17 protein-coding genes are annotated in these 22,653 nt (G+C 68.8%); 14 read left to right on the top strand and 3 right to left on the bottom strand.

What is annotated here, in order from left to right; genetic code table 11:
- Positions 1–1,187, bottom strand: a 1,187-nt coding sequence (locus AC1RVW_RS17830) for an FHA domain-containing protein (protein ID WP_493201483.1), incomplete at its 3' end; no start/stop codon positions are given.
- Positions 1,188–1,251: 64 nt separating this feature from the next.
- Positions 1,252–1,659: a TssQ family T6SS-associated lipoprotein gene (locus AC1RVW_RS17825; RefSeq protein WP_106936126.1), complete on the bottom strand. Its 408-nt coding sequence runs from the start codon at positions 1,657–1,659 to the stop codon at positions 1,252–1,254.
- 73 nt (positions 1,660–1,732) lie between these two features.
- On the opposite strand from AC1RVW_RS17825, the gene tssJ reads away from it, so the two are divergent.
- The 6 genes from tssJ (at position 1,733) to AC1RVW_RS17795 (ending at position 11,726) form a co-directional block, all read left to right on the top strand.
- The gene (gene tssJ / locus AC1RVW_RS17820; protein ID WP_325002768.1) at positions 1,733–2,305 is read left to right on the top strand and encodes a type VI secretion system lipoprotein TssJ; all 573 of its coding nucleotides are present in this window, start codon (positions 1,733–1,735) and stop codon (positions 2,303–2,305) included.
- Positions 2,306–2,549: 244 nt separating this feature from the next.
- Positions 2,550–3,845: a type VI secretion system baseplate subunit TssK gene (gene tssK / locus AC1RVW_RS17815; protein ID WP_234382947.1), complete on the top strand. Its 1,296-nt coding sequence runs from the start codon at positions 2,550–2,552 to the stop codon at positions 3,843–3,845.
- 8 nt (positions 3,846–3,853) lie between these two features.
- Positions 3,854–5,221 (top strand): DotU family type VI secretion system protein, encoded by a 1,368-nt coding sequence (locus AC1RVW_RS17810; RefSeq protein WP_081268128.1) that lies wholly within the window; start codon positions 3,854–3,856, stop codon positions 5,219–5,221.
- Positions 5,221–8,889: a type VI secretion system membrane subunit TssM gene (gene tssM / locus AC1RVW_RS17805; RefSeq protein WP_493201480.1), complete on the top strand. Its 3,669-nt coding sequence runs from the start codon at positions 5,221–5,223 to the stop codon at positions 8,887–8,889. Before AC1RVW_RS17810 ends, tssM begins: the two co-directional genes overlap by 1 nt.
- 130 nt (positions 8,890–9,019) lie before the next feature.
- Positions 9,020–9,733, top strand: coding sequence for a type VI secretion system-associated protein TagF (tagF, locus tag AC1RVW_RS17800; RefSeq protein WP_081268130.1), 714 nt, complete (start codon positions 9,020–9,022; stop codon positions 9,731–9,733).
- 31 nt (positions 9,734–9,764) lie between these two features.
- Positions 9,765–11,726, top strand: coding sequence for a serine/threonine protein kinase (locus tag AC1RVW_RS17795; protein WP_493201478.1), 1,962 nt, complete (start codon positions 9,765–9,767; stop codon positions 11,724–11,726).
- A gap of 25 nt (positions 11,727–11,751) precedes the next feature.
- On the opposite strand, the gene AC1RVW_RS17790 is transcribed toward AC1RVW_RS17795, so the two are convergent.
- Positions 11,752–13,293, bottom strand: a complete 1,542-nt coding sequence (locus AC1RVW_RS17790; protein WP_493201476.1) for a YifB family Mg chelatase-like AAA ATPase — start codon at positions 13,291–13,293, stop codon at positions 11,752–11,754.
- 216 nt (positions 13,294–13,509) lie between these two features.
- Between AC1RVW_RS17790 and AC1RVW_RS17785 the strand changes: the two genes are divergently transcribed.
- The 8 genes from AC1RVW_RS17785 to glcF all read left to right on the top strand — a co-directional run bounded on the left by AC1RVW_RS17785 (position 13,510) and on the right by glcF (position 22,574).
- Positions 13,510–14,376 (top strand): TorF family putative porin, encoded by an 867-nt coding sequence (locus tag AC1RVW_RS17785; protein WP_081268199.1) that lies wholly within the window; start codon positions 13,510–13,512, stop codon positions 14,374–14,376.
- Positions 14,377–14,443: 67 nt separating this feature from the next.
- Positions 14,444–14,782 (top strand): P-II family nitrogen regulator, encoded by a 339-nt coding sequence (gene glnK, locus AC1RVW_RS17780; RefSeq protein ID WP_007833403.1) that lies wholly within the window; start codon positions 14,444–14,446, stop codon positions 14,780–14,782.
- A gap of 29 nt (positions 14,783–14,811) precedes the next feature.
- Positions 14,812–16,248 (top strand): ammonium transporter, encoded by a 1,437-nt coding sequence (locus tag AC1RVW_RS17775; protein WP_106936121.1) that lies wholly within the window; start codon positions 14,812–14,814, stop codon positions 16,246–16,248.
- Between the two features lie 184 nt (positions 16,249–16,432).
- A complete protein-coding gene (locus AC1RVW_RS17770) occupies positions 16,433–17,365 on the top strand; it encodes an SMP-30/gluconolactonase/LRE family protein (protein WP_106936120.1) in 933 nt (310 codons plus the stop codon).
- 26 nt (positions 17,366–17,391) lie between these two features.
- The gene (locus tag AC1RVW_RS17765) at positions 17,392–18,276 is read left to right on the top strand and encodes a LysR substrate-binding domain-containing protein (RefSeq protein ID WP_493201472.1); all 885 of its coding nucleotides are present in this window, start codon (positions 17,392–17,394) and stop codon (positions 18,274–18,276) included.
- 119 nt (positions 18,277–18,395) lie between these two features.
- A complete protein-coding gene (locus AC1RVW_RS17760; RefSeq protein ID WP_493201470.1) occupies positions 18,396–19,898 on the top strand; it encodes an FAD-linked oxidase C-terminal domain-containing protein in 1,503 nt (500 codons plus the stop codon).
- A gap of 313 nt (positions 19,899–20,211) precedes the next feature.
- A complete protein-coding gene (glcE, locus tag AC1RVW_RS17755; protein WP_493201468.1) occupies positions 20,212–21,324 on the top strand; it encodes a glycolate oxidase subunit GlcE in 1,113 nt (370 codons plus the stop codon).
- A gap of 17 nt (positions 21,325–21,341) precedes the next feature.
- A complete protein-coding gene (gene glcF / locus AC1RVW_RS17750; protein WP_493201466.1) occupies positions 21,342–22,574 on the top strand; it encodes a glycolate oxidase subunit GlcF in 1,233 nt (410 codons plus the stop codon).
- The last annotated feature ends 79 nt before the right edge of the window (positions 22,575–22,653 follow it).

Below are 22,653 nucleotides of genomic sequence, written 5' to 3'. Positions count from 1 at the left end.
GGTGGAGGAGGAGGTGCCTGCTCGATCGTCTCCACGGCGACGGCAGGTGCCGGCGCAGGCGCGGGAGGGGGTGCAGGCACGGGCGCGGGCGCCACCGGCAACGGCGGACGGAACTGCGCCGTCACCTCTCGCGCATGGTTCGAATGGCTGTACCCCGGCACGGCCGGCTTGTTGTTCTGCAGCAGGTCGAGCGCGGGGTGCACGTCGCCGGGCAGCCCGGCGTCGTGTTGCGTCAGCGCGGTCGGGCGCGGGTCGGACAGCGGCGAATGCGCGCTGTCGTCGGCCGCGAAGAAAGAGAGCGGGTCGACCCCGCGCCTGAGCGCGATGTCGGACATGTCCTGGGTCGCCTGCGGGTTCATTTCCGCGAGCGGGTCGATGGGGTTGCGGCGCGCCTGCGACGGCAGCTCGAAGGGCTCGTGCGCCATCGGGTCGGGCATGGGCGCGGGCGTGGTGTCGATGCGGCGCGGCGCGTTCGCGAGGATGGCGTCCCAGTCTTCGGCGGAAGGAATCTGCGACGAGGCCGGGGCTGCCGACTTCGGCGGTACCTGCGCGGGCATGGGTGGCGGGGGCGGTACCGGCACATGCACCTGAACGGCAGGCGAGGGAGGCGGTGGCACCGGCGCGCGCGGCATCGGCATGGGCGGCATTGCCACGGTGGGCTGCGTTTCGCCGATGGGCAGGGCGCCTTCGCCGAACAGGTCGGAGAACACGTCGGAGCCTGAAGAAGCCGGCAGCAAGGCGTCGATGGGCGCGGACGAAGCCGGCGCCGGCGCGAACGGCTGTGGCGCCGGCATCGAAGCAGGAGGAGGGAGAGAGGGCGGTGGTGATGGCGGCGGCGGCGGTGGCGCAGCCACCACGGCCGGGGCTGCGCGCTGCGCGCTCGCGGCCTCCAGGACGTAGCTGCCGATCGCCACGCGGTCGCCGTCGGCCACGCGGGCCTCCTGCTCGTGCACCAGTGTTTGCCCGTTGACGCTGATGGGCAGCACAGCGCTCATGTTGCGAAGCACCGCCGAGCCGTCTTCGTCGAAGCGCACCGTGGCTTGCAGGCGCGAGATCTGTCGCTGCTCGTCGGGCAGCACGAGGTGGTTGTCGGGGCTGCGCCCGATCGTTCCTCCGGGTGCGGCCAGCAGCGCCGAGGGGCCCGAGGCCACCGGCTTGCCGGCATGTTCGATCACCGTCCAACGCATGGCATCTCCATGTTCTTGTGGCGCCCGCACAAGCTGCGCAGGGCGCGGGGACCGGCGTGGCCGGTCAACGCTTCATTCGCTTCGCTGCTTCGAAGGCCGGGCCCCACACGGGGTGCTTGCGCTCGGCCACGTTGAGGTCGAAGTTCGGAAAGGCGTCGAGGATCTTGCGGAACTGCGCGCGGCACTCGGGCACCTGGTTGGCCACGCAGTAGCTGAAGGCCTCGAGCTTCATCGCGTCGAGGCGCGTGGCCGGCTCCGCGCCGTCGAACACCGACACGCCTCCGCTCTTGAGCGTGCTGATGGCCTTGGCGTAGTCGCCTTCGTCATAGGCCTGTTGCGCGCGCTCGAGGGTGGTGCGCGCAACCTGCTGGCTCAGGCGCTCGGGTTGCGGTGCGGGCTCGGGCGGCGGCGGGGTCGTGCACCCCGTGATCACGCAAAGAGTGAACGCCAGAGCAGGCAGACATGACTTCAATCTTCTCTCCTACTTTGCGAAAGCAATGTTCGAGGCAGTGTGCCGCAGTGTTGCGACAGCGACGCTGATGCGCATGGTGAATGCGCATGACTTCGATAATATAGGCCGCGAACCAGCCAGGGAGATATCAATGCATCGACGAAGCCTGCTGCAAGGCGCACTTGCATCCACACCGTTGTTGGCGGGCCTCAGTGGGTGCGCTTCCACGGCAAAGTCATTGCCCACACCGTATGCCGTCACCGTGCGCATCGACGACGGCGTGAACCCCGACGGACGCGGCCAGGCAGCGCCCATCCTGGTGAAGGTGTTCGAGCTGAAATCTTCCGGCAACTTCGAGACGGCAGACTACTTTGCACTACAGGACCGCGACCGCGAGACGCTGGCAACGGAACTCGTGAACGCCGATCAGGCCATCATGCGCAGCGGCGAGGAGCGCGTCTTCAAGCGCGAGGCGGGTCTCGATTCGCGCGCCATCGGCATCATCGCGGGCTATCGCAAGCTGGAAGCCGCGCGCTGGCGCATCGTGCTGCCGCTCAAGGAGCCGAAGCAGACGAACCTGTACAAGGTCTGGCAGTTCTCGCCGAGCGAGCAGGCCGTGCAGGTCGTGGTGCGCAAGAGTGGCATCGAGGTGCTACCAAGTCGTTAATTTTCTGTACTCCCTAGTACGAAAGTGCGAGAAATCCGCGCTTGAAAAGCGGTGCAAATCGTAAGACGCGCCGTGTAGCATCGGAGCAAAAAAATCGTTCGATGGGAGGGCGTCCGTGCATGCGCCTTCCGCTTCCATGTGAGCACTCCCAGGAGGTTCTTTGGTGACAGTTCGCAATCAGGGCGCTGGAAGAAACGGCGTTCATCCGCAGGCGTTGGCGAATAGGGTGGTGTGGTCCGAGGGCATGTACCTGCGGCCGCAGCATTTCCAGCAGCTCGAGCGTTACGTCGAGCAATACGTGACGCGTCGCACCGCCGGCCTGCAAGGCGCTTATTGGGGTTGGCTGCATCTCGAGATAGATCGCGATGCCTATGCGCTGGGCCGCGTGTCGCTGCTCGGCGGCGCGGGCGTGCTGCCCGATGGCACGCCGTTCTCCTTCGGTGCCGAAGACGCACCGCTGCCCTATGAAGTGCCCAACGACCTGACCGATGAGCTCATCGTGCTCGCACTGCCGCTGCGCAGGCCGGGCAGCGAAGAGATCATCTTCGCGGAGGACGAAGGTTCGGCCGCGCGCTTCGGCGTGATCGAGCGCGAGGTGAACGACGGCAATGCGGTCGCCCTGGGGCCGGCGGTGCTGCAGCTTGCCGCGCCGCGCCTGCGCCTTGCGCGCGCGTCCTCGCTCACTGCCGAATGGCAGGCCATCGGCGCGGTGCGCGTGATCGAGCGCCGCACCGACCACAAGCTGGTGGTCGATGCCAACTACATTCCGCCGGTGCTCGATGCTTCCGCGCACACCATGCTGCGCAGCATGATCGCGGAGCTGCACGGCCTGCTCACGCAGAGGTCCGAGGCGCTGGCCTCGCGGCTGTCGCAGCCCGGGCGCGGCGGCGTGAGCGAGGTGTCCGACTTCCTGCTGCTGGAGCTGGTCAATCGCTATCTCGCGCTCACGTGGCATGCACAGCAGGCGGTGCAGGTGCACCCCGAGCAGCTGTTCATCGACTGGCTCAAGCTGGCCTGCCACCTGGCCACGCACACTTCGCCCACGCGGCGCCCGGTGCTGTGGCCGGTGTACGACCACGACAACCTCAACGAAAGCATTCGTCCGCTGATGGAAGAGCTGCGGCGTTCGTTGTCGGCCGTGCTCGAGCAGAGCGCGATCGCCATCGAGCTCGAGGAGCGCAGCCACGGCGTGCGCGTGGGCCGCATGCCCGACCCGGTGCTGGTGCGCAACGCGGGCTTCGTGCTCGCGGTGCATGCCGACCTGCCGGCCGACGCCATCCAGCAGCGCTTCCCCACGCAGGTGAAGATCGGCTCGGTCGAGCGCATCCGCGACCTCGTGCAGCTGCAGCTGCCGGGCGTGACGGTGCGCCCGCTGCCTGTGGCGCCCAGGCAGATTCCGTACAACGCGGGCTACCACTACTTCGAACTCGACAAGAGCGGCGACATGTGGCGCCAGCTCGAGAAGTCGGGCGGCGTGGCCATGCACCTGGCCGGTGACTTTCCCGGGCTGGCCATGGAGTTCTGGGCCATCCGTCCGTGAGGGACTCTATGAACGGTGTGAACGACATGGCCGTCGGCGCGGGAGGTTTCGTGCCGCCGAATCCAGGGGGTGGGGGCGCTGCGGACCCGGGCGGCATGCCCGCGGCGCAACGCGGCATGGGCGCGCAGCCCGAGTCATTCACCGCATGGCACGACGCGCGGCGTCCGCATGCGGGCGACACGGCGCTCGCGGGCAACAACCCGCTGGTGGCGGCCGCCAATCCATTGCTCGACCTGATTCCGCAGATCCGCGCGACCGGCCATCACCCCGCGCCGGCGCAGTTGCGCGAGCACCTGGTCGACGAGGTGCGCCGCTTCGAGACGCGCGCGCAGCAGGCGGGCATCGCGCCCGAGGTGATCATCGGCGCGCGCTACTGCCTGTGCACGGCGGTGGACGAGGCCGCCGCGCTGACGCCTTGGGGCGGCAGCATCTGGTCGTCGCAGAGCCTGCTGGTGATGTTCCACAACGAGACCTGGGGCGGCGAGAAATTCTTCCAGCTGCTGTCGCGGCTGGTGCAGAACCCGCAGCAGCACCTGCACCTGATCGAGCTCATCTACTTCTGCCTGGCGCTGGGCTTCGAGGGGCGCTTCCGCGTCATCGACAACGGTCGCTCGCAGCTCGAAACGCTCAAGCAGCGCCTGCTGCAGATCATCCGGCAGACGCGCGGCGAGATCGCGGTGCCGCTGTCGCCGCACTGGCAGGACGCGAGCGCGCCGGTGCGCCGCGCGCGCAACTGGCTGCCGGTGTGGGCCGTGGGCGCGGTGGCGGCTGTGCTGCTGCTCGTGGCGTTCGCGCTGCTCACGTTCAACCTGGCGGGCACGTCCGACGGCGCCTTCGCGGCCGTCAACGCGGTGCGGCTGCCGCAGACCGCGCGCGCCGTGGTCATGCCCGCGCCCACGCCGCGCCTGCAGCGCTTCCTGGAGCCCGAAATCCGCGACGGCCTGCTCACGGTGCGCGACGAGGCCGACCGCAGCGTGGTGGTGCTGCGCGGCGACGGCCTGTTCGCATCGGGCTCCGACCGCGTGCTCGACCGCTATGCGCCGGTGCTCGCGCGCGTGGCCGATGCGCTCAACGCCGTCGAAGGCAATGTGCTCATCAGCGGCTTCAGCGACGACCAGCCGATCCGCAGCGTGCGCTTTCCGTCGAACTGGCAACTCTCGCAGGCCCGCGCCGACGCGGTGAAGAAGATGATCGCCACGCGCCTTTCGAAGCCCGAGCGCCTGCGCGCCGAAGGCCGCGGCGACGCCGACCCCATCGCGCCCAACGACTCGCCAGCCAACCGCGCGCGCAACCGCCGCGTCGAGGTCACGCTGCTGGTGGCGCCGGTGGCAGGCGTACCCGTGCCCGCGGCACAACAGCCGGGAGGAGCCCGCTGATGCTGCGCGCCATCTTCCGTTTTCTCATCAGCCGCGACCTCTGGGTGTTCCTGGGGCTGGTCGCGCTCGCTTTCCTGATCTGGATCATCGGCCCAGCCATCGCGGTGGGCCGCTACCGCCCGCTCGAAGACGAGATCGTGCGCATCGCCGTCATCGCGCTGATGTTCGTGGTGTGGCTCGCGCGGCTGGTCTACCGCAAGTGGCGCGAGCACCGCCTCAATGCGCAGCTGCTGAACCAGCTGCGCACGCCATCGAAGAAGGAGAAAGAGGCCAAGCCCGAGGACGCGCCCGAGATCAAGGAGCTGCAGAGCGGCTTCACCGACGCCACGGCCATCCTCAAGAACATGCGCTTCGGGCAGGGAGCGGACGGCAAGCCCGCCAGCCGCTTCTCTGTGTTCGACCGGCAGTACCTGTACCAGCTGCCCTGGTACATCTTCATCGGCGCGCCGGGCTCGGGCAAGACCACGGCGCTGGTCAACTCCGACCTCGACTTCCCGCTGGCCGACCAGCTCGGCAAGGCGGCCGTGCGCGGCATCGGCGGCACGCGCAATTGCGACTGGTGGTTCACCAACGAGGCGGTGCTCATCGACACCGCCGGGCGCTACACCACGCACGAAAGCAACCGCGAGACCGACGAGAGCGAGTGGAAGGGCTTCCTCGAACTGCTCAAGAAGTTCCGCCCGCGCCAGCCCATCAACGGCGCGATCCTCACCATCAGCATCGCCGACCTGCCGCTGGCCGACGACGCGCAGCGCGCGCGCCACGCAATGGCACTGCGCAAGCGGCTGCTGGAGCTGCGCAACGACCTGGGCATCGACTTTCCGGTGTACGTGCTGGTCACCAAGACCGACCTGCTGGCGGGCTTCAACGAATACTTCGGCTCGCTGGGCCGCGCCGAGCGCCAGCAGGTGTGGGGCTTCACCTTCCCCATCGAAGGCAATGCCGCCAACAGGAATGCGAAGGCTGGCAAGGGCGCGGCCCCGCTGAAGGGCGGCGACCTGCGCGAGCGCTTCCACCAGGAATACAGGCTGCTGCACCAGCGCCTGGACGAACGCCTGCCCGAGCTGCTGGCAGCCGAGCCCGACCCGATGCGGCGCGCGCAGGCCTACCTGCTGCCGCAGCAGTTCGCGAGCTTCGAGGACATCCTCGGCACCTTCCTGGCCGACGTGTTCAATCCGTCGAAGTTCGAGGCCGCGTCGATGCTGCGCGGCGTGTACTTCACCAGCGGCACGCAGGAAGGCACGGCCTTCGACCGTGTGATGGGCGCCATCAAGCGCTACCTGCAGGTCAACGCGCCGCCCGCGCCGCCGCCGGGCCCGGGCAAGAGCTACTTCCTGAAGGAACTGCTGCAGCAGGTGATCTTCCGCGACGCGGGCGTGGCCGGCACCAACCTGCGCTGGTACCGGCGCAAGCGCGCCATCGACATCGCGGGCTACAGCCTGATCGGCGTGCTGCTGGTGGTGCTGCTGGGCGCGTGCGTGAACAGCTGGCGCAACAACAAGGACTACGTGGCCGAGGTCGACGGCAACGCCAAGGCCTTCAACAAGGCGGCGGCGCGCGGCGAGCTGCCGACGGTGGTCGATTCGGGCGGCGACATCGCGAGTTCGCTGCTGATCCTCGACCGGCTGCGCGACCTGCCGAAGTCGAGCCACTTCGACGTCGGCGATCCGCCGCTGTCGTACCGCTTCGGCCTCTACCAGGGCGAGAAGTTGCAGGCCGCCACCGACGGCGTCTACCAGCGTGCCCTGGAAACCGTGCTGCTGCCGCAGGCCGCGCAGCGCGTGGAGCAGTCGCTGCGCGAAGCCTCGAAGAACGACGCCGAATACAGCTACGAGGCGCTCAAGGCCTACCTGATGCTGTTCGACGCCGAGCGCTACGACGCCGATTTCCTGCAGGCCTGGCTGCTGAGCGACGTGGACCGCAAGATCGGCGCGTCGCTCACGCGCGAACAGCGCACCAACCTCGAGTCGCACCTGAAGGCGCTGTTCGCTGGCCGCGTGCTGACTTCGCCCTTCGCGAAGGACGATCGCCTCATCACCCAGACGCGCGAGCGCCTGGCCGGCGTGCCGCTGGCGCAGCGCTCCTATGCGCGGCTGCGGCGCATCCTGCTGCAGACCAGCCCGCCCAACGCCTTCACCATCGCGGAGGCGGGGGGCGCCGAATCGGCGCTGGTGATCCGCCGCGCGAGCGGCAAGCCGCTGACCGACGGCATTCCCACGCTCTTCACCTACCGCGGCTACTGGGACATCTTCGACAAGCGCATGGCCGAGACCACGCTGTCGCTCGAGCAGGAAGACCGCTGGGTGCTGCAGATCCGCGCGCCGGGCATTGCCGACATCACCTCGCGCGAGCTGCTGCTGCGCGAAGTGCGCAGGCTCTATCTCACCGACTACATCCGCGTGTGGGACGAGTACCTCACCGACATCCGGCTGGCCGACAGCCGCTCGCTGCTGCAGAGCATCCAGATGACGCGCGTGCTCTCGACCTCGGAGTCGCCGATGTCGCGCATCATCCGCGGCGCCGCGCGCGAGACCGACCTGCTGCGCAACCACGACGAGGCCGCGCGCAGCCTGCTCGACCAGGCGCAGAACCGCGTGGCCAGCACGCGCGAGCGCATCGAGCAGCTCATCGGCCAGCCCGATGGCAGCCAGCGCCGCAATGCGCAGGTGGACAGGCCCGAGTCGCTGGTCGACAACCACTTCGAGCCGCTGCGCCGCATGGTGACGGCACCCAAGCAGGGTGGGCAGGCGCCCATCGACGCGACTGCCGCGCTCATCAACGAGCTCTACACCTTCCTCACGGCCACCGACACCGCGCTGCGAAGCGGCAACATACCGCCGTCGAGCGACGCCGTCACCAAGGTGCAGGCGGAAGCGGGGCGCCTGCCGGTGCCTTTCCAGGGCATGCTGAACGACCTGTCGGCCACCGCGTCGTCGAAGGCGGCGGCGGTGACGCGGCAGAACATCGGGCAGAGCGCGGCCGCCAGCATCGGCACGTTCTGCAACCAGGCCATCGCAGGGCGCTACCCGTTCTCGCGCCGCTCCAGCCGCGACGTGGCCTCGGGCGACTTCGCGCAGCTGTTCGCGCCGGGCGGGATGATGGACGACTTCTTCCAGAAGAACCTCATCACCCAGGTCGACACCTCGGTCAACCCGTGGGCCTTCAAGCGCGGCGTGGACGGCAGCGCCGCGGGGCGCTCGGCCTACCTCGATTCGTTCCAGAAGGCGCAGGCGATCCGCGACGTGTTCTTCTCGGGCATGGCGGGCGGGCGCACGCCGTCGTTCACGCTCGACATCCGTCCCGAGGACATGGACGCCGCGCTCACGCAGTTCACGCTCGACGTCGACGGCCAGACGGTGCGCTACGCGCACGGCCCGCAGGCGCCCAGCACGGTCAAGTGGCCCGGGCCGCGCAACAGCAACCAGGTGCGCCTGCAGGTGACCACCGCCAACGGCACGCCCGCCGGCGGCATCGTGACCGAGGGGCCGTGGGCGCTGCACCGCCTGTTCGACAAGGCCTCCATCTCGTCGGGCAGATCCCCCGAATCCTTCACCGCGACCTTCGACCTGCAGGGCAAGAAGGTGGTGCTGGCGGTAACGGCCAACAGCGTCTACAACCCGCTTCGCCTTGCGCAGATGAACAGCTTCTCGTGCCCCGGGAAATCATGAGCACCCCCAGGCTTCGCGCACTTCGTGCCGCTTCTCCTCCCTCCGTGCAGGGGGCAACACCGGCGGCCCGGCAAAGCCGGTTCCGCGGTGTTCCTGGCATATGCCGCGAGGTTGTCGGGAGCCATAAGCAATGAACAGCAGCATTCCCCCGCAGGCCTGGGTGCCCGTCGACGAACAGATCGGCTGGTACGGCAAGCTGCCCGCCGCCGGCGACTTTCTCTACCGCCGCATGCCGCGCGAACTGCAGGCGTGGTGGGATCGCTGGATGCAGAACGGCCTGGGCAGCTTCAAGCGCTGGCCCGACGCCATGACGCGGCACTACGCCGTGGCGCCGGTGTGGAACTTCGCGATTCCCGCCACGCAGGGCGTCGATGCCGTGCAGTTCGGCTGCCTCGCGCCGAGCTGCGACCGCGTGGGCCGCTACTACCCCGTATGCGTCACCCTGCAGGTGGCCGCGCGCAACTACCGGCCGTCGGTGCTGGAGGGCTCGGCCGCCTGGTACTGGCAATGCGGCAGCGCGCTGTTGCAGGCCATCCGCCACGGCGTGGCGCCGGACCAGTTCGACGGCCAGGTACTGGCCGCGGGCCGCGCCGGCTTTCACACGGCCAGCGGCGGCTCGGACGACATTCTCTCGATCCTCGGGCCTACAGCGGGTGGCGCGAGCGCCCAGCAGCGGCTCGGCTGGCCGGAGCTTCCACTGTGTTTCGACCCGCTAGGCAGCACCAGCTACTGGTGGACCAACCAGGCCGACGGTTCGCCGTTGCGCACCGCGGCCCATGGCGGCGGGCTCAACACACCGCTGTTTTCCAAGTTGTTTTCGCAGGGGCATGTGCCATGGGCATGAAAAGCCGACATCCCGAGGGAGGAGAAGACGCATGAGCACCACGCAGGGCAGCGCAGGCGCGGCGGCCGATTCGCCGGCCGATGAACGCCCGCATCCGCTGGAGACGGGCCACCGGCTCGATGAATTCGAACTGCTCGAGGTGATCGGCGAGGGCGGCTTCGGCATCGTCTACCGCGCGTACGACCACTCGCTGCAGCGCGAAGTGGCCATCAAGGAATACATGCCGTCGATGCTCGCGCGCCGCGTGGGCGACGACAGCGTGCTCGTGCGCTCCGAGCGCCTCGCGGCCACCTTCCAGGCGGGACTGCGCAGCTTCATCAACGAGGCGCGCACCCTCGCGCAGTTCAGCCATCCCGCGCTGGTGCGCGTGCATCGCTTCTGGGAGGCCAACTCGACCGCCTACATGGCGATCCAGCTCTACAAGGGCCGCACCCTGAGGCGCCTTGCCGAAGACGAACCCGGCCGCATCAACGAGGCCTGGCTGCTCGGCATGCTGGGGCCGCTGCTGGGGGCACTGGAGACGCTGCACCGCAGCCAGTGCTTCCACCGCGACATCGCGCCCGACAACATCTTCATCCAGCCCGACGACCTGCCGGTGCTGCTCGATTTCGGCGCGGCGCGAAAGTCCATTGCCGACCTGGTCGACGAGGTGGCGGTGATGGTGAAGTCGGGCTACTCGCCCATCGAGCAGTACGCCGACGACAACACCCTGCTGCAGGGCCCCTGGACCGACCTGTACGCGCTGGGCGCCGTGCTCTACCGTGCCGTGACCGGCCATCCGCCGCCCTCGGCCGTGGTGCGCAGCGTGCAGGACGCCTACGTGCCGCTGTCTTCGATGGGCCGCGACGACCTGAGCCCGGGCTTCTGCGCCGCCGTCGACCACACCCTGGCCGTGCACAGCAAGGACCGCACGCAGACCGTGGCCGCCTTCGCCGCGGAACTGGGGCTGGTCAAGCTGGGCGACATCTATGTGAGCGGCCTGGGCGTGCCGGCGGTGATCATTCCCACGGCGCCCGTGTCGTCGACACCTCCGCCTCCGCCGCTCGTGCCGCAGCAGTTCTCGCCGATGTCGGCGCCGGTGCCGCTGGAGCCCTTGCCGGTGGCTGCCGTCGAGGCGCCGGCCCCGGCACCGACACCGGCGCCGGCAGTGAAGAAGACCAGGACGCAGAAAGCGGCGTCGTCGCGCCGTCCGCCCTGGGTCATGGTGGGTGTGCTGGTGTTCGCACTCGTGGCCGTGGGTGGCTGGATCGGGCTGCGCCTGACCTCCGGCATGAAGCCGCAGCAAACCTCCACCGCGATGGTGCCGGTGCCGCCGCCGGCTTCGCCGATGTCGAGCAACACGTCGCCGCCCGCGGTGATGCCTCCGCCGGCCACCGATGCCGGTGCCGCATCGGGCACGCCGGCAGCAGCCACCACTCCGCCCGTCACCGATGGAGGGCCGACGACGGCCCCTGCTGCTGGTGGCGGCAGCGCCGGCACCACGGTCGCCGGTGCGCCGGCCGCAACGCCTGCCACGCCGGCCGGCGCACCGCTGACGCCGATCGAGAACGTGCCGGTCAATCCGCCGGCCACGACGCCGGCCGATACGGCGCTCGCGACCGCCGAGGCGGAAGACTGGAGCCTGGCCCAGGCCGAGAACACACGCGAAGGCTACGAGGCCTACCTGCGCCGCTACCGCCGAGGGTTGCACGCCCGCGACGCCCGCAACGCCATTGCCGAGCTGAACCGGCTGTCTCCACCCACGGTGCCGGCCGCGCCCGACGCGACCGCCGCCGCACCGGGCATGGGCCGCGTGGTGCTCAACATCCGCCCCTGGGGCCAGGTCTTCGTGGACGGCGCCGACCGCGGCGTGAGCCCGCCGCTCAAGTCGCTGCCGCTGCGTCCCGGCATCTACAACATCGAGGTGCGCAACGGCGACCTCGAGGTGTATCGGCAACGGGTGACCGTGCAGGACAGCAAGTCGGCGCCTGTGGTGAGTCACGAGTTCAAGTAGCGGGCTGCAGCTGCCTCCGGATTCTTCAGGCGCTGCCCCGCAGCGCCCGCCGGTACTGCACCGCCTCCGCCAGATGCTCCACCTGCACCGCCTGCGCCGACCCCAGGTCCGCGATCGTGCGTGCCACCTTCAGCGCGCGGTGCGTGCTGCGCGCGGACCATCCCAGCTTGGCCGCCGCGTTGAACATGAACTTGCGGGCCGCATCGTCGAGGCCGGCGTGCTGGTCGATCGCGCTGCCCTGCAGCGACTGGTTGGCGTACCCCTGGCGCTGCATCGCACGTTCGCGCGCGGCGATCACCCGGCCGCGGATGCTCTCCGTCGATTCGCCGGGGGGCGCGTCTAGCAGTTGCTGCGCCGACACCGCGGGCACCTCGATGTGCAGGTCGATGCGGTCGAGCAGCGGGCCGCTGAGCTTGCCCTGGTAGCGCGAGATCTGGTCGGGCGTGCAGCGGCAGGCTTTTGAGGAACCCAGGTAGCCGCAAGGGCAGGGGTTCATCGCGGCGATCAACTGGAATCTGGCCGGGAATTCGGCACTCCGGGCGGCGCGGGCAATGGTGATGGTGCCGGTTTCCAGCGGCTCCCGCAGCGCCTCCAGCGCCGAGCGGGCGAATTCCGGAAACTCGTCCAGGAAGAGAACGCCGTGGTGCGCGCGCGAGATCTCTCCGGGCCGGGGCGGAGAACCGCCACCTACGAGTGCCACCGCGCTGGACGTGTGATGCGGCGCAGACGTGGGCCGGAGCATCCAGCGCTCCGTCGCGAAGCGGCCGCCCAGGCTGGCCACCGCCGCGCTCTCGAGCGCCTCCTCGATGCTCATGGCCGGCAGCAGCCCCGCGAAGCGCTGCGCGAGCATCGACTTGCCCGATCCCGGCTCGCCCATCATCAGCAGGCTGTGGCCGCCGGCCGCGGCGATTTCCAGCGCGCGTTTGGCGCCCGCGTGCCCCTTGACGTCGGCCAGGTCGGCGTAGCGCGGTGCGCTGGCGCCGGGCGCCGCACGGATCCGCGCCCAGCCGTCGGGCGGCGGATCGGGCCATTGCGAGGCGGCCTCGGTGTCGACCACGAACTGCCGCACCACATCCAGCAGATGCCGTGCGCCATAGACCTCGCCGTCGGGCACCAGGGCGGCCTCGTGCGCACTGTCCAGGGGCAGCACCAGCCGCGTCGCCACGCCGCGCGTGTGCAGGGCCAGCGCCATGGCCAGGGCGCCGCGCACCGGCCTCAGCTCGCCCGAGAGCGACAGTTCGCCCGCGAACTCGTGTCCGGCCAGCCTGGCGCCGTCGATCTGCCCGCTGGCCGCGAGGATGCCCAGCGCGATGGGCAGGTCGAAGCGCCCGGAGTCCTTGGGCAGGTCCGCGGGGGCCAGGTTCACCACTATCTTCTTGTTGTTGGGGTATTCGAGCCCCGCGTTCTGGATGGCCGAGCGCACGCGTTCGCGGGCTTCCTTGACCTCGGTTTCCGCCAGGCCGACCAGCGTGAAGCTGGGCAGGCCGTTGGCCAGATGCACCTCGACCGTGACACTGGCCGCTTCCAGCCCCAGCAAGGCTCGGCCCTGCACCAAAGACAAACTCATTTCTCTCCCTGTCCCCAAGATGGTGCGTCCATCTGTGGTGTGTCCGCGGTGGTGCGAACCTGTTGAAAGCCGCAACCGCTCGAAACAAGCGTTGTAACGATTTCGCTCACAACACGACGCGGGCGAGTCGCATGGGGCACAGGTATTTGTGCAGTTTGGCACGCTCCCTGCTTTGAGCCTCTCAGGTCCAACAACACACTTGCGAGGAGTTTCCCGATGACGCACCGTACCGCCGCCAAGGCGATGATCGTTCTGGCCGCTGCATTGACCGCTTCGGGCGCAGCCCTGGCCCAGGCGACGACCGATGCCCCGGCCGCCGCGCCCGCCCCGGATTTCACGGGCAACGTCTCGCTGACCACGAACTACAAGTTCCGCGGCCAGGACCAGGACATGATCGGCAAGAACGACTACGCCAAGACCAAGGGCTTCAAGCCCGCGATCCAGGGCGGCTTCGACTACGCCTTCGGCAGCAGCGGCTTCTACGTGGGCAACTGGAACTCCAGCGTCAACTGGCAGAAGGGCAACAGCATCGAGAGCGACATCTACGGCGGCTACAAGTTCAAGGCCGGCCCGCTCGACATGGACGTGGGTGCGCTCACCTACATCTACCCGGGCAACTCGGCGGGCAACACCACCGAGCTGTACGTCGGCGCGACCTATGCCAACGAAACCTTCGGTTCGTTCACCGCCAAGTACTCGCACACCGTGTCGAAGGACTACTTCGGCTACGCCGGCAACAAGGCCGGCTCGGGCCTGAAGGGCACCAACACCGGCTACCTGAACCTGTCGTACAGCAAGGAAATCGTGCCCAAGGTCACGCTGAAGGCGGCCGTGGGCTACACCAACATGTCCAGCGACATCCGCAGCCTGGGCTACAAGAGCTACGTGGACTACAACGTGGGCGCGAGCTACGACTTCGGCAACGGCCTGTCGCTGACCGGCTCGGTGCAGGGCGCCAACAAGAAGAGCTCGTACCTCGCGGTGTCCAACCCGGGCATCGACCTCGGCTTCGGCCCCATCGGCCAGACCACCTACTCGCCGAACAAGGCGCGCTTCATCCTCACGCTGACGAAGACGCTGTAAGCAGCAGAACAACGAGATGCGGCCCAAGCTGCCGCATCGTTTCATTTCCATCCAAAGGAGAAAACTCATGAAGCTGGTCACAGCCATCATCAAACCGTTCAAGCTCGACGAGGTGCGCGAAGCACTGTCGGCCATCGGCGTGCAGGGGATCACCGTCACCGAGGTGAAGGGCTTCGGACGCCAGAAGGGCCACACCGAGCTCTACCGCGGCGCGGAGTACGTGGTCGACTTCCTGCCCAAGGTGAAGATCGAGGCGGCCGTCTCCGACGACCTCGTGGATCGCGTGATCGAAGCCGTCGAAGGCGCCGCCCGTACCGGCAAGATCGGCGACGGCAAGATTTTTGTCTACAACCTCGAGCAGGTCGTTCGCATCCGCACCGGCGAAACGGGCCGCGAAGCCCTCTGATCGAGTCCTGGCCCGAAAGAACAACGATTATGAAAAAACTGCTTGTCTCTCTTGCGCTCGGCTTGAGCGTGCTTGCCGCCGGTACTTCCGGCTTCGCACAGACCCCGGCAGCGCCTGCTGCCGAGGCACCGGCCGCAACGGCTCCCGCAGCGGCAGCGCCCGCCGCGGCGGCTCCGGCCGATGCAGCCGCGGCACCCGCCGCAGCGGCGCCCGCGGCAGCGCCCGCCGCTGCGCCGGCTCCGAAGATCGACTCCGGCGACACCGCCTGGATGCTGACTTCGACCCTCCTCGTGATCCTGATGACCATCCCCGGCCTCGCGCTGTTCTACGGCGGCCTGGGCCGTTCGAAGAACATGCTGTCGGTGCTGATGCAGGTCTTCGTGATCTTCTCGCTCATCAGCATCCTGTGGGCCGTCTACGGCTACAGCCTGGCCTTCTCGGGTGACGGCAACTTCTTCGGAGGATTCGACAAGATCTTCATGAAGGGCATCACGCAGGAAACCTTCGGTGCGCTGACCACCATTCCCGAATACGTGTTCGTCGCCTTCCAGGGCACGTTCGCGGCCATCACCGTGGCGCTGATCGTCGGCGCCTTCGCGGAGCGCGCCAAGTTCTCGGCCGTGCTGCTGTTCTCGGTGCTTTGGTTCACCTTCAGCTACGTGCCGATCGCCCACATCGTGTGGGGCGGCGGCCTGCTGGGCAAGGACGGCGCGCTGGACTTCGCCGGCGGCACCGTGGTGCACATCAACGCCGGTGTGGCCGGTCTCGTGGGTGCCTACATGGTCGGCAAGCGCGTCGGCTACGGCAAGGAAGCGTTCACGCCTCACTCGCTCACGCTCACCATGGTCGGCGCTTCGCTGCTGTGGGTCGGCTGGTTCGGCTTCAACGCCGGCTCGGCTGGTGCCGCCAACGCCCTGGCCGGCCTGGCCTTCATCAACACGGTGCTCGCCACCGCTGCCGCCGCGCTGTCGTGGATCCTGGGCGAGAGCCTGCACAAGGGCAAGGCCTCGATGCTGGGTGCAGCATCCGGTGCCGTCGCCGGCCTCGTGGCCGTCACGCCTGCCGCCGGTTTCGTCGGCCCGATGGGTTCGATCGTGCTGGGCCTGCTGGCCGGCCTGGTCTGCCTGTGGGGTGTGGGCGGCCTGAAGCGCATGCTGGGTGCGGACGACGCGTTCGACGTGTTCGGCGTGCACGGCGTGGGCGGTATCCTGGGTGCCATCCTGACCGGCGTGTTCGCGGCCAAGGGCCTCGGCGGCACCGGCGGCGCGACGCCCGACACCTTCTCGATGGGCGCGCAAGTCTGGATCCAGATCAAGAGCGTGGCGCTCACGGTCGTGTGGTCCGGCGTGGTGGCCTTCATCGCCTACAAGATCGCCGACCTGACCCTCGGCCTGCGTGTGTCGGAAGAAGAAGAGCGCGAAGGCCTCGACATTTCTTCCCACGGCGAAACCGCATATAACAGGTAAACCGAAGCCCCCTTGCAGGGGGCAGCACCTGCGGCCCGGCAGAGCCGGTTCCGCGGTGCTACTGAACTGAAGAACAAGTTTTTCAAGCGAGGTCTCCTTTGGATGTTCAGCCCGCAAGCGCTCCGGCGCCGGCGGGCTTTTTTTTGCCCGCCTGCGCAATGGGCGGGAGCACAATCGGCCCACCATGTGGACCTCCATCGAAGACAGCCTCTGCGAGCTCGGCGAATCGCCGTTCTGGCACCCTCAGGAACGATCGCTCTACTGGCTCGACATTCCCGGCCGCGCCGTGCTGCGAACGCGCGGCGACATCGGCACGCCGGGCGCCACGGTCGAGCGCTGGGCCCTGCCCACCGAGCCCGGCTGCATGGCGCCGGCGCGGCGCGGCGGCCTCGTCATTGCGCTGCGCGACGGCATCTACCGTGCGCGCGAATGGGGCGGCGAGCTGGCCGCGATGGCGCGCGTGGAGCACGACGTGCGCACCATGCGCTTCAACGACGGCAAGTGCGACGCGCTGGGCCGCTTCTGGGGCGGCTCGCTCAACGAGGCCAAGGACCGGCCCAACGCCGCGCTCTACTGCCTCGACGCGCGCAGCGACACCGGCATCTCGCCCACCATCACGCAGATGGCCAACCAGGCCACCACCGCCAACGGCCTCGCCTTCTCGCCCGACGCCCGCACCCTCTACTGGGCGGACACCGCGGCGCACGTGGTGCATGCATGGGACTGGGACGCCGAGGCCAATTCGCTCTCGCATGTGCGAGTGTTCCAGCAGTTCGGCGCCAAGCCCGAAGGCTGGACGCCCGCGTCGCCGCTGCACTACGACGGCCGCCCCGACGGCGCCACCATCGATGCGCAGGGCCACTACTGGGTGGCCATGTTCGAAGGCGCGCAGCTGCTGCGTTTTTCGCCCTCGGGCGAGCGCGTGGCCTCCGTCGCAGTACCGGTGCAGTGCCCGACCATGCCCTGCTTCGGCGGCGACGACCTGAAGACGCTGTTCGTCACCAGCGCCCGCAAGGGCCGCCCGGCCGACGAGATCGCGCAGCGCCCGGCCTCGGGCATGGTGATCGCGATGCGGGTCGACACGCCGGGACTGCCGGTGAGCTTCTTCGAAGACTGAAGGCCGAAGAGGGTTCTCAGGCGCGCATGGCTCTGCAGCACATTCCGCCGATCCAGTGCCTGCTGACCTTCGAGGCGGTGGCGCGGCTGCGGCATGCGGGCCGCGCGGCCGACGAGCTGTGCGTCACGCCCAGCGCGGTGAGCCACCGCATCCGCCAGCTCGAGGCGCACGTGGGCTTCAAGCTGTTCGGGCGCAGCGACTTCAGCCTCACGGCCGACGGCGCGGCCTATCTTGCGAACGTGCGCACCGGGCTTGCCGCACTGCAGGCCACGCCGTTGGGCGGCGGCGCGGCTCAGCGCGCGACGCGCCTTCGCATCGCCGTCACGCCGACCTTCAGCCGGCAGTTCCTCATGCCCCGGCTCGAGCTGTTCCGCAACATCTATCCCGACATCGAACTGGTGCTGCAGGTGTCCATTCCGCTGCTCGACGTGACGGCCGAGCAGGCCGACCTGGAGGTGCGCTACGGCCCCGGCGGGTACGCCGACTGCGAGCATCGCCTCGTGCTCGAGGAGCAGGTGGTGCCCGCCTGCAGCCCGAGCTACCTCAACGAGTTCGGGCCGTTCCACGGCTTTCGCAGCGCGGCCGAGATCGCAAGCGCGCGGCTGATCCGCAGCCCGCTCGAGCCCTGGGGCACCTGGTTCGCGAGCTGCGGGCTCGACCAGCCCGAGCCCCACGTCGGCTCGCAGTTCAACGACCTGGGGCTGGTGTACGACGCCGCTGCCAGCGGCTTCGGCGTGGCGCTGGTGCGCCAGAAGATGGGCGCGGCGTGGTTCGAGTCGGGGCGGCTGGTGGCGTTGTCCGACCAGGCGGTGGCGTCGCCGCACCGGCACTACATCTGCTGGCAGCCGGGCACGCTGGAACGCTGGGAGTGCGCGGCCTTCGCCGACTGGCTCGAACAGAGCCTGCGCTGACGCCACCGGCAAAGTTCTCTCAAGCACCCGGCAAAAATCCATCAACCCGGGGCTGCCGGAATGTCCGTAGAGTGCGGTACACCCGAGACATCCGCGAACAGAAGAAAAGAGGCCCGCCGATGAACGCGCCGCTCACCCCCACGCAACACGATTCGCTACAGAAAACGGAGCGCCAGTCCCAGGTGGTCCGCGCGCTGCAGGCGCACCTGCCCGCCCACGCGCTGATCTGGCACGACGAAGACACCACGCCCTACGAGTGCGACGGCCTCACCGCCTACCGCGCCCGTCCGCTGGTGGTGGCCCTGCCCGAGACCGAGGCGCAGGTGGCCGCCGTGCTCAAGACCTGCCACCAGCTCGGCGTGCCCGTGGTGGCGCGCGGCGCGGGCACCGGGCTCTCGGGCGGCGCCATGCCGCACACCATGGGCGTGACGATGTCGCTCGCCAAGTTCAACCGCGTCCTGAAGATCGACCCGGTGAGCCGCACGGCGGTGGTGCAGTGCGGCGTGCGCAACCTGGCCATCAGCGAGGCTGCGGCGCCCTTCAACCTCTATTACGCGCCCGATCCGTCCAGCCAGATCGCCTGCACCATCGGCGGCAACGTGGCCGAGAACTCGGGCGGCGTGCACTGCCTCAAGTACGGCCTGACCCTGCACAACGTGCTGCGCGTGCGCGGCTTCACGGCCGAGGGCGAGCCTATCGAGTTCGGCGGGGAGGCGCTCGACGCACCGGGGCTCGACCTGCTCGCGCTGGTCATCGGCAGCGAGGGCATGCTGGCCGTGACCACCGAGGTCACCGTCAAGCTGGTGCCCAAGCCGCAGCTCGCGCGCTGCATCATGGCCAGCTTCGACGACGTGCGAAAGGCCGGCGACGCGGTGGCCGCGGTGATCGCGGCGGGCATCATCCCGGCGGGGCTGGAAATGATGGACAAGCCCATGACCGCCGCGGTCGAAGACTTCGTGCGCGCGGGCTACGACCTCGACGCCGCCGCCATCCTGCTGTGCGAATCGGACGGCACGCCCGAGGAGGTGGAAGAAGAAATCGGCCGCATGACCGCCGTGCTGCGCGGCTGCGGCGCCACCGCCATCGCCTGCAGCAACAGCGAGGAAGAGCGCATGAAGTTCTGGAGCGGGCGCAAGAACGCGTTTCCCGCCTCGGGCCGCATCAGCCCGGACTACATGTGCCTCGACTCGACGATTCCGCGCAAGCGGCTCGCCGACATCCTTCTGGCCATCCAGGAGATGGAGAAAAAATACAACCTCCGTTGCTGCAACGTGTTCCACGCGGGCGATGGCAACCTGCACCCGCTGGTGCTGTTCGACGCCAACGACCCCGACGAGCTGCACCGCTGCGAGCTCTTCGGCGCGGACATCCTGGAGACCAGCGTAGCCATGGGCGGCACGGTGTCGGGCGAGCATGGCGTGGGCGTGGAGAAGCTCAACAGCATGTGCGTACAGTTCACTGCGGCGGAGAACGAGCAGATGTTCGGGGTGAAGCGCGCGTTCGATCCCGAAGGGATGCTGAACCCCGGCAAGGTGATCCCCACGCTGCAGCGCTGTGCCGAGTACGGCAAGCAGGTGGTGCGAGGGGGGAAGTTGTCGCATCCGGATCTGCCGAGGTTCTGATGAGGGGTTGTCTTGTTTTTTCTTGTCGGGCTCGTTCGGGGCGCGCTCACGCCGACGGGGTACCTTGCTCCGCGAATGTCCCCCGGCCTGCGGCCTCCTCCTTTATTTCGCTGCGCAAGGTACCCCGCCAGCGTGATCATTCAGAGCACGCGTTGATCGAAAGGCACAACGGCAGCGCTCGTTGTGCACAGGGCGCCGGGTGCTCCCCGCAGCGAAATAAAGGAGGAGCCGAAGGCGGGGGACATTCGCGGAGGGGAGTACCCGGTGGCCTGTGCACTCGCCCGAAACAACAACATCAAAGACAACAAGCCCGATGAGCATCGACACAGCACTTCACCAACTAGTAGAGCGCATCCGTGCCGCCGCGACACAAGCCACGCCCCTGTCCATTCGCGGCGGCGGCACGAAGGACTTCTACGGCGAAGCACCGCAAGGCGAGGTGCTCGACACGCGCTCGCTCACCGGCATCACCAGCTACGAACCGAGCGAACTGGTCGTCACCGTGCGGGCCGGAACGCCGCTTGCCGAACTCGAAGCGGCACTCGCCGAAAAAGGCCAGTGCCTGCCTTTCGAACCGCCTCGCTTCGGCAACGACGGAACCGTCGGCGGCATGGTCGCGGCGGGGCTCAGCGGGCCTGCGCGAGCCAGCGTCGGGGCAGTGCGCGACTACGTACTCGGCGCCACGCTCGTCAACGGACGCGGCGAGGTGCTGAGCTTCGGCGGGCAGGTGATGAAGAACGTCGCGGGCTATGACGTGTCGCGCGTGCTCGCGGGCTCGCTCGGCACGCTGGGCGTGATCGCGGAGGTGAGCCTCAAGGTGCTGCCGGTTCCGCCGGCCGAAGCCACGCTCGAATTCGCCTGCGGCCAGGCCGATGCGCTGCGGCTGCTCAACGAATGGGGCGGCCGGCCGCTGCCGCTGAATGCGAGCTGCTGGTTCGAATACGCCGGCGCGGGCGCGCTGTACCTGCGGCTGCGCGGCGCCGTCGCCGCCGTGGAGGCCGCATGCGCGCATCTGGGCGGCGAGCGCAAGGACGACCTGCGCGCGGCCGCCGACTGGCAGTCGCTGCGCGACCAGCAGCTGCCGTGGTTCTCCGCCGACGAAGGCGGCGATGCGCTATGGCGCCTCAGCGTGCCGCAGACCGCGCCCGTGCTGGCGCTCGACGGCGCCGCCGCGCCGCTCATCGAATGGCACGGCGGCCAGCGCTGGTACAAGGCGCCGCCCGGGCAGGCCGCGCGCATCCGCGAGATCGCACGCGCGGCGGGCGGCCATGCCACGCTGTTTCGCCTGCCCGCCGCTGCCGCGCAAAGCCACGAGCCGCGTTTCGACAGCATGAGCGCGCCCATCGAACGCATCCAGCGCGCGCTGATGCGCGAGTTCGATCCGCACGGCCTCTTTCATCGCGGCCGCCTGCTCGCGTCCTCCTGAGCACGACAAGAACAACCATGCAAACCGAACTCGCCCCCGAATTCCGCGGCACCGACGAGGGCCGCGAGGCCGAAGCCAAGCTGCGCAAATGCGTGCACTGCGGCTTCTGCACCGCCACCTGCCCGACCTACCAGCTGCTCGGCGACGAGCTCGACGGACCGCGCGGGCGCATCTACCTCATCAAGCAGGTGCTCGAAGGCAAGGCGCCGACGCGCAGCACGCAGCTGCACCTCGACCGCTGCCTCACCTGCCGCAATTGCGAGAGCACTTGCCCGAGCGGCGTGCAGTACGGCCACCTCGTCGACATCGGCCGCAGGATCGTCGACGAGAAAGTGCCGCGCCCCGCGGCCGAATCTGCGAAGCGCTGGCTGTTGAAGGAAGGCCTGCCGTCGCCGCTCTTCGGCCCCGCGATGAAGCTCGGCCAGGCTGTGCGCGGCCTGCTGCCCGAGGCCCTGAAGGCCAAGGTGCCCGCGAAGCAGGAAGCCGGTGCCTGGCCCACCGCCACGCATGCGCGCAAGGTGCTCATGCTCGCGGGCTGCGTGCAGCCGTCGATGATGCCGAACATCAACAGCGCCACCGCGCGCGTGCTCGACGCGGCCGGCATCCAGGCGCTGATTGCGCCCGAAGCCGGCTGCTGCGGCGCGGTGAAGTTCCACCTGAACGACCAGGACGGCGGCAAGGCGCAGATGCGCGCCAACATCGACGCCTGGTGGCCCTTCGTGGAGCGCAACGAGGTCGAGGCCATCGTCATGAACGCATCGGGCTGCGGCGTCACCGTGCGCGAGTACGGCCACATCCTCCAGCACGACACGGCCTACGCGCTGAAGGCCGCGCGCATCAGCGAACTCACGCGCGACCTGAGCGAGCTGCTGCCCGACCTCGTGCCCTTGCTAAAGGCCCGCGTGAAGGCGCCTGCGGGCGTGGTGGCCTATCACCCGCCCTGCACGCTGCAGCACGGCCAGAAGCTGCGCGGCGGCGTCGAGACGCAGCTGCGCGCGCTGGGCTTCGACATGCGCGTGGCCATGAACGAATCGCACCTGTGCTGCGGCTCGGCCGGCACTTACTCGGTGCTGCAGCCCGAGCTGGCCTACCCGCTGCGCGACCGCAAGCTCGGGCACCTGAAGCAGCTGCAGCCGAGCGTCATCGCCTCGGCCAACATCGGCTGCATCACGCACCTGCAAAGCGGCAGCGGCGACACGCCGGTGCGGCACTGGATCGAGCTGCTGGACGCCGCGCTGGACGCGGCCTGATCGCACAGCAGGGGAGGGCGCGGTCCGACTCGCGCGAAGGCGCGTGGCGGCGCATCATGGCGGCACCGATTTCGCAAGG

This window comes from Variovorax sp. MPBD4-3 (genome assembly GCF_058809745.1).
Note: the sequence above shows the minus strand (reverse complement) of the source record. Positions and strands in the feature narration are given on the sequence as shown.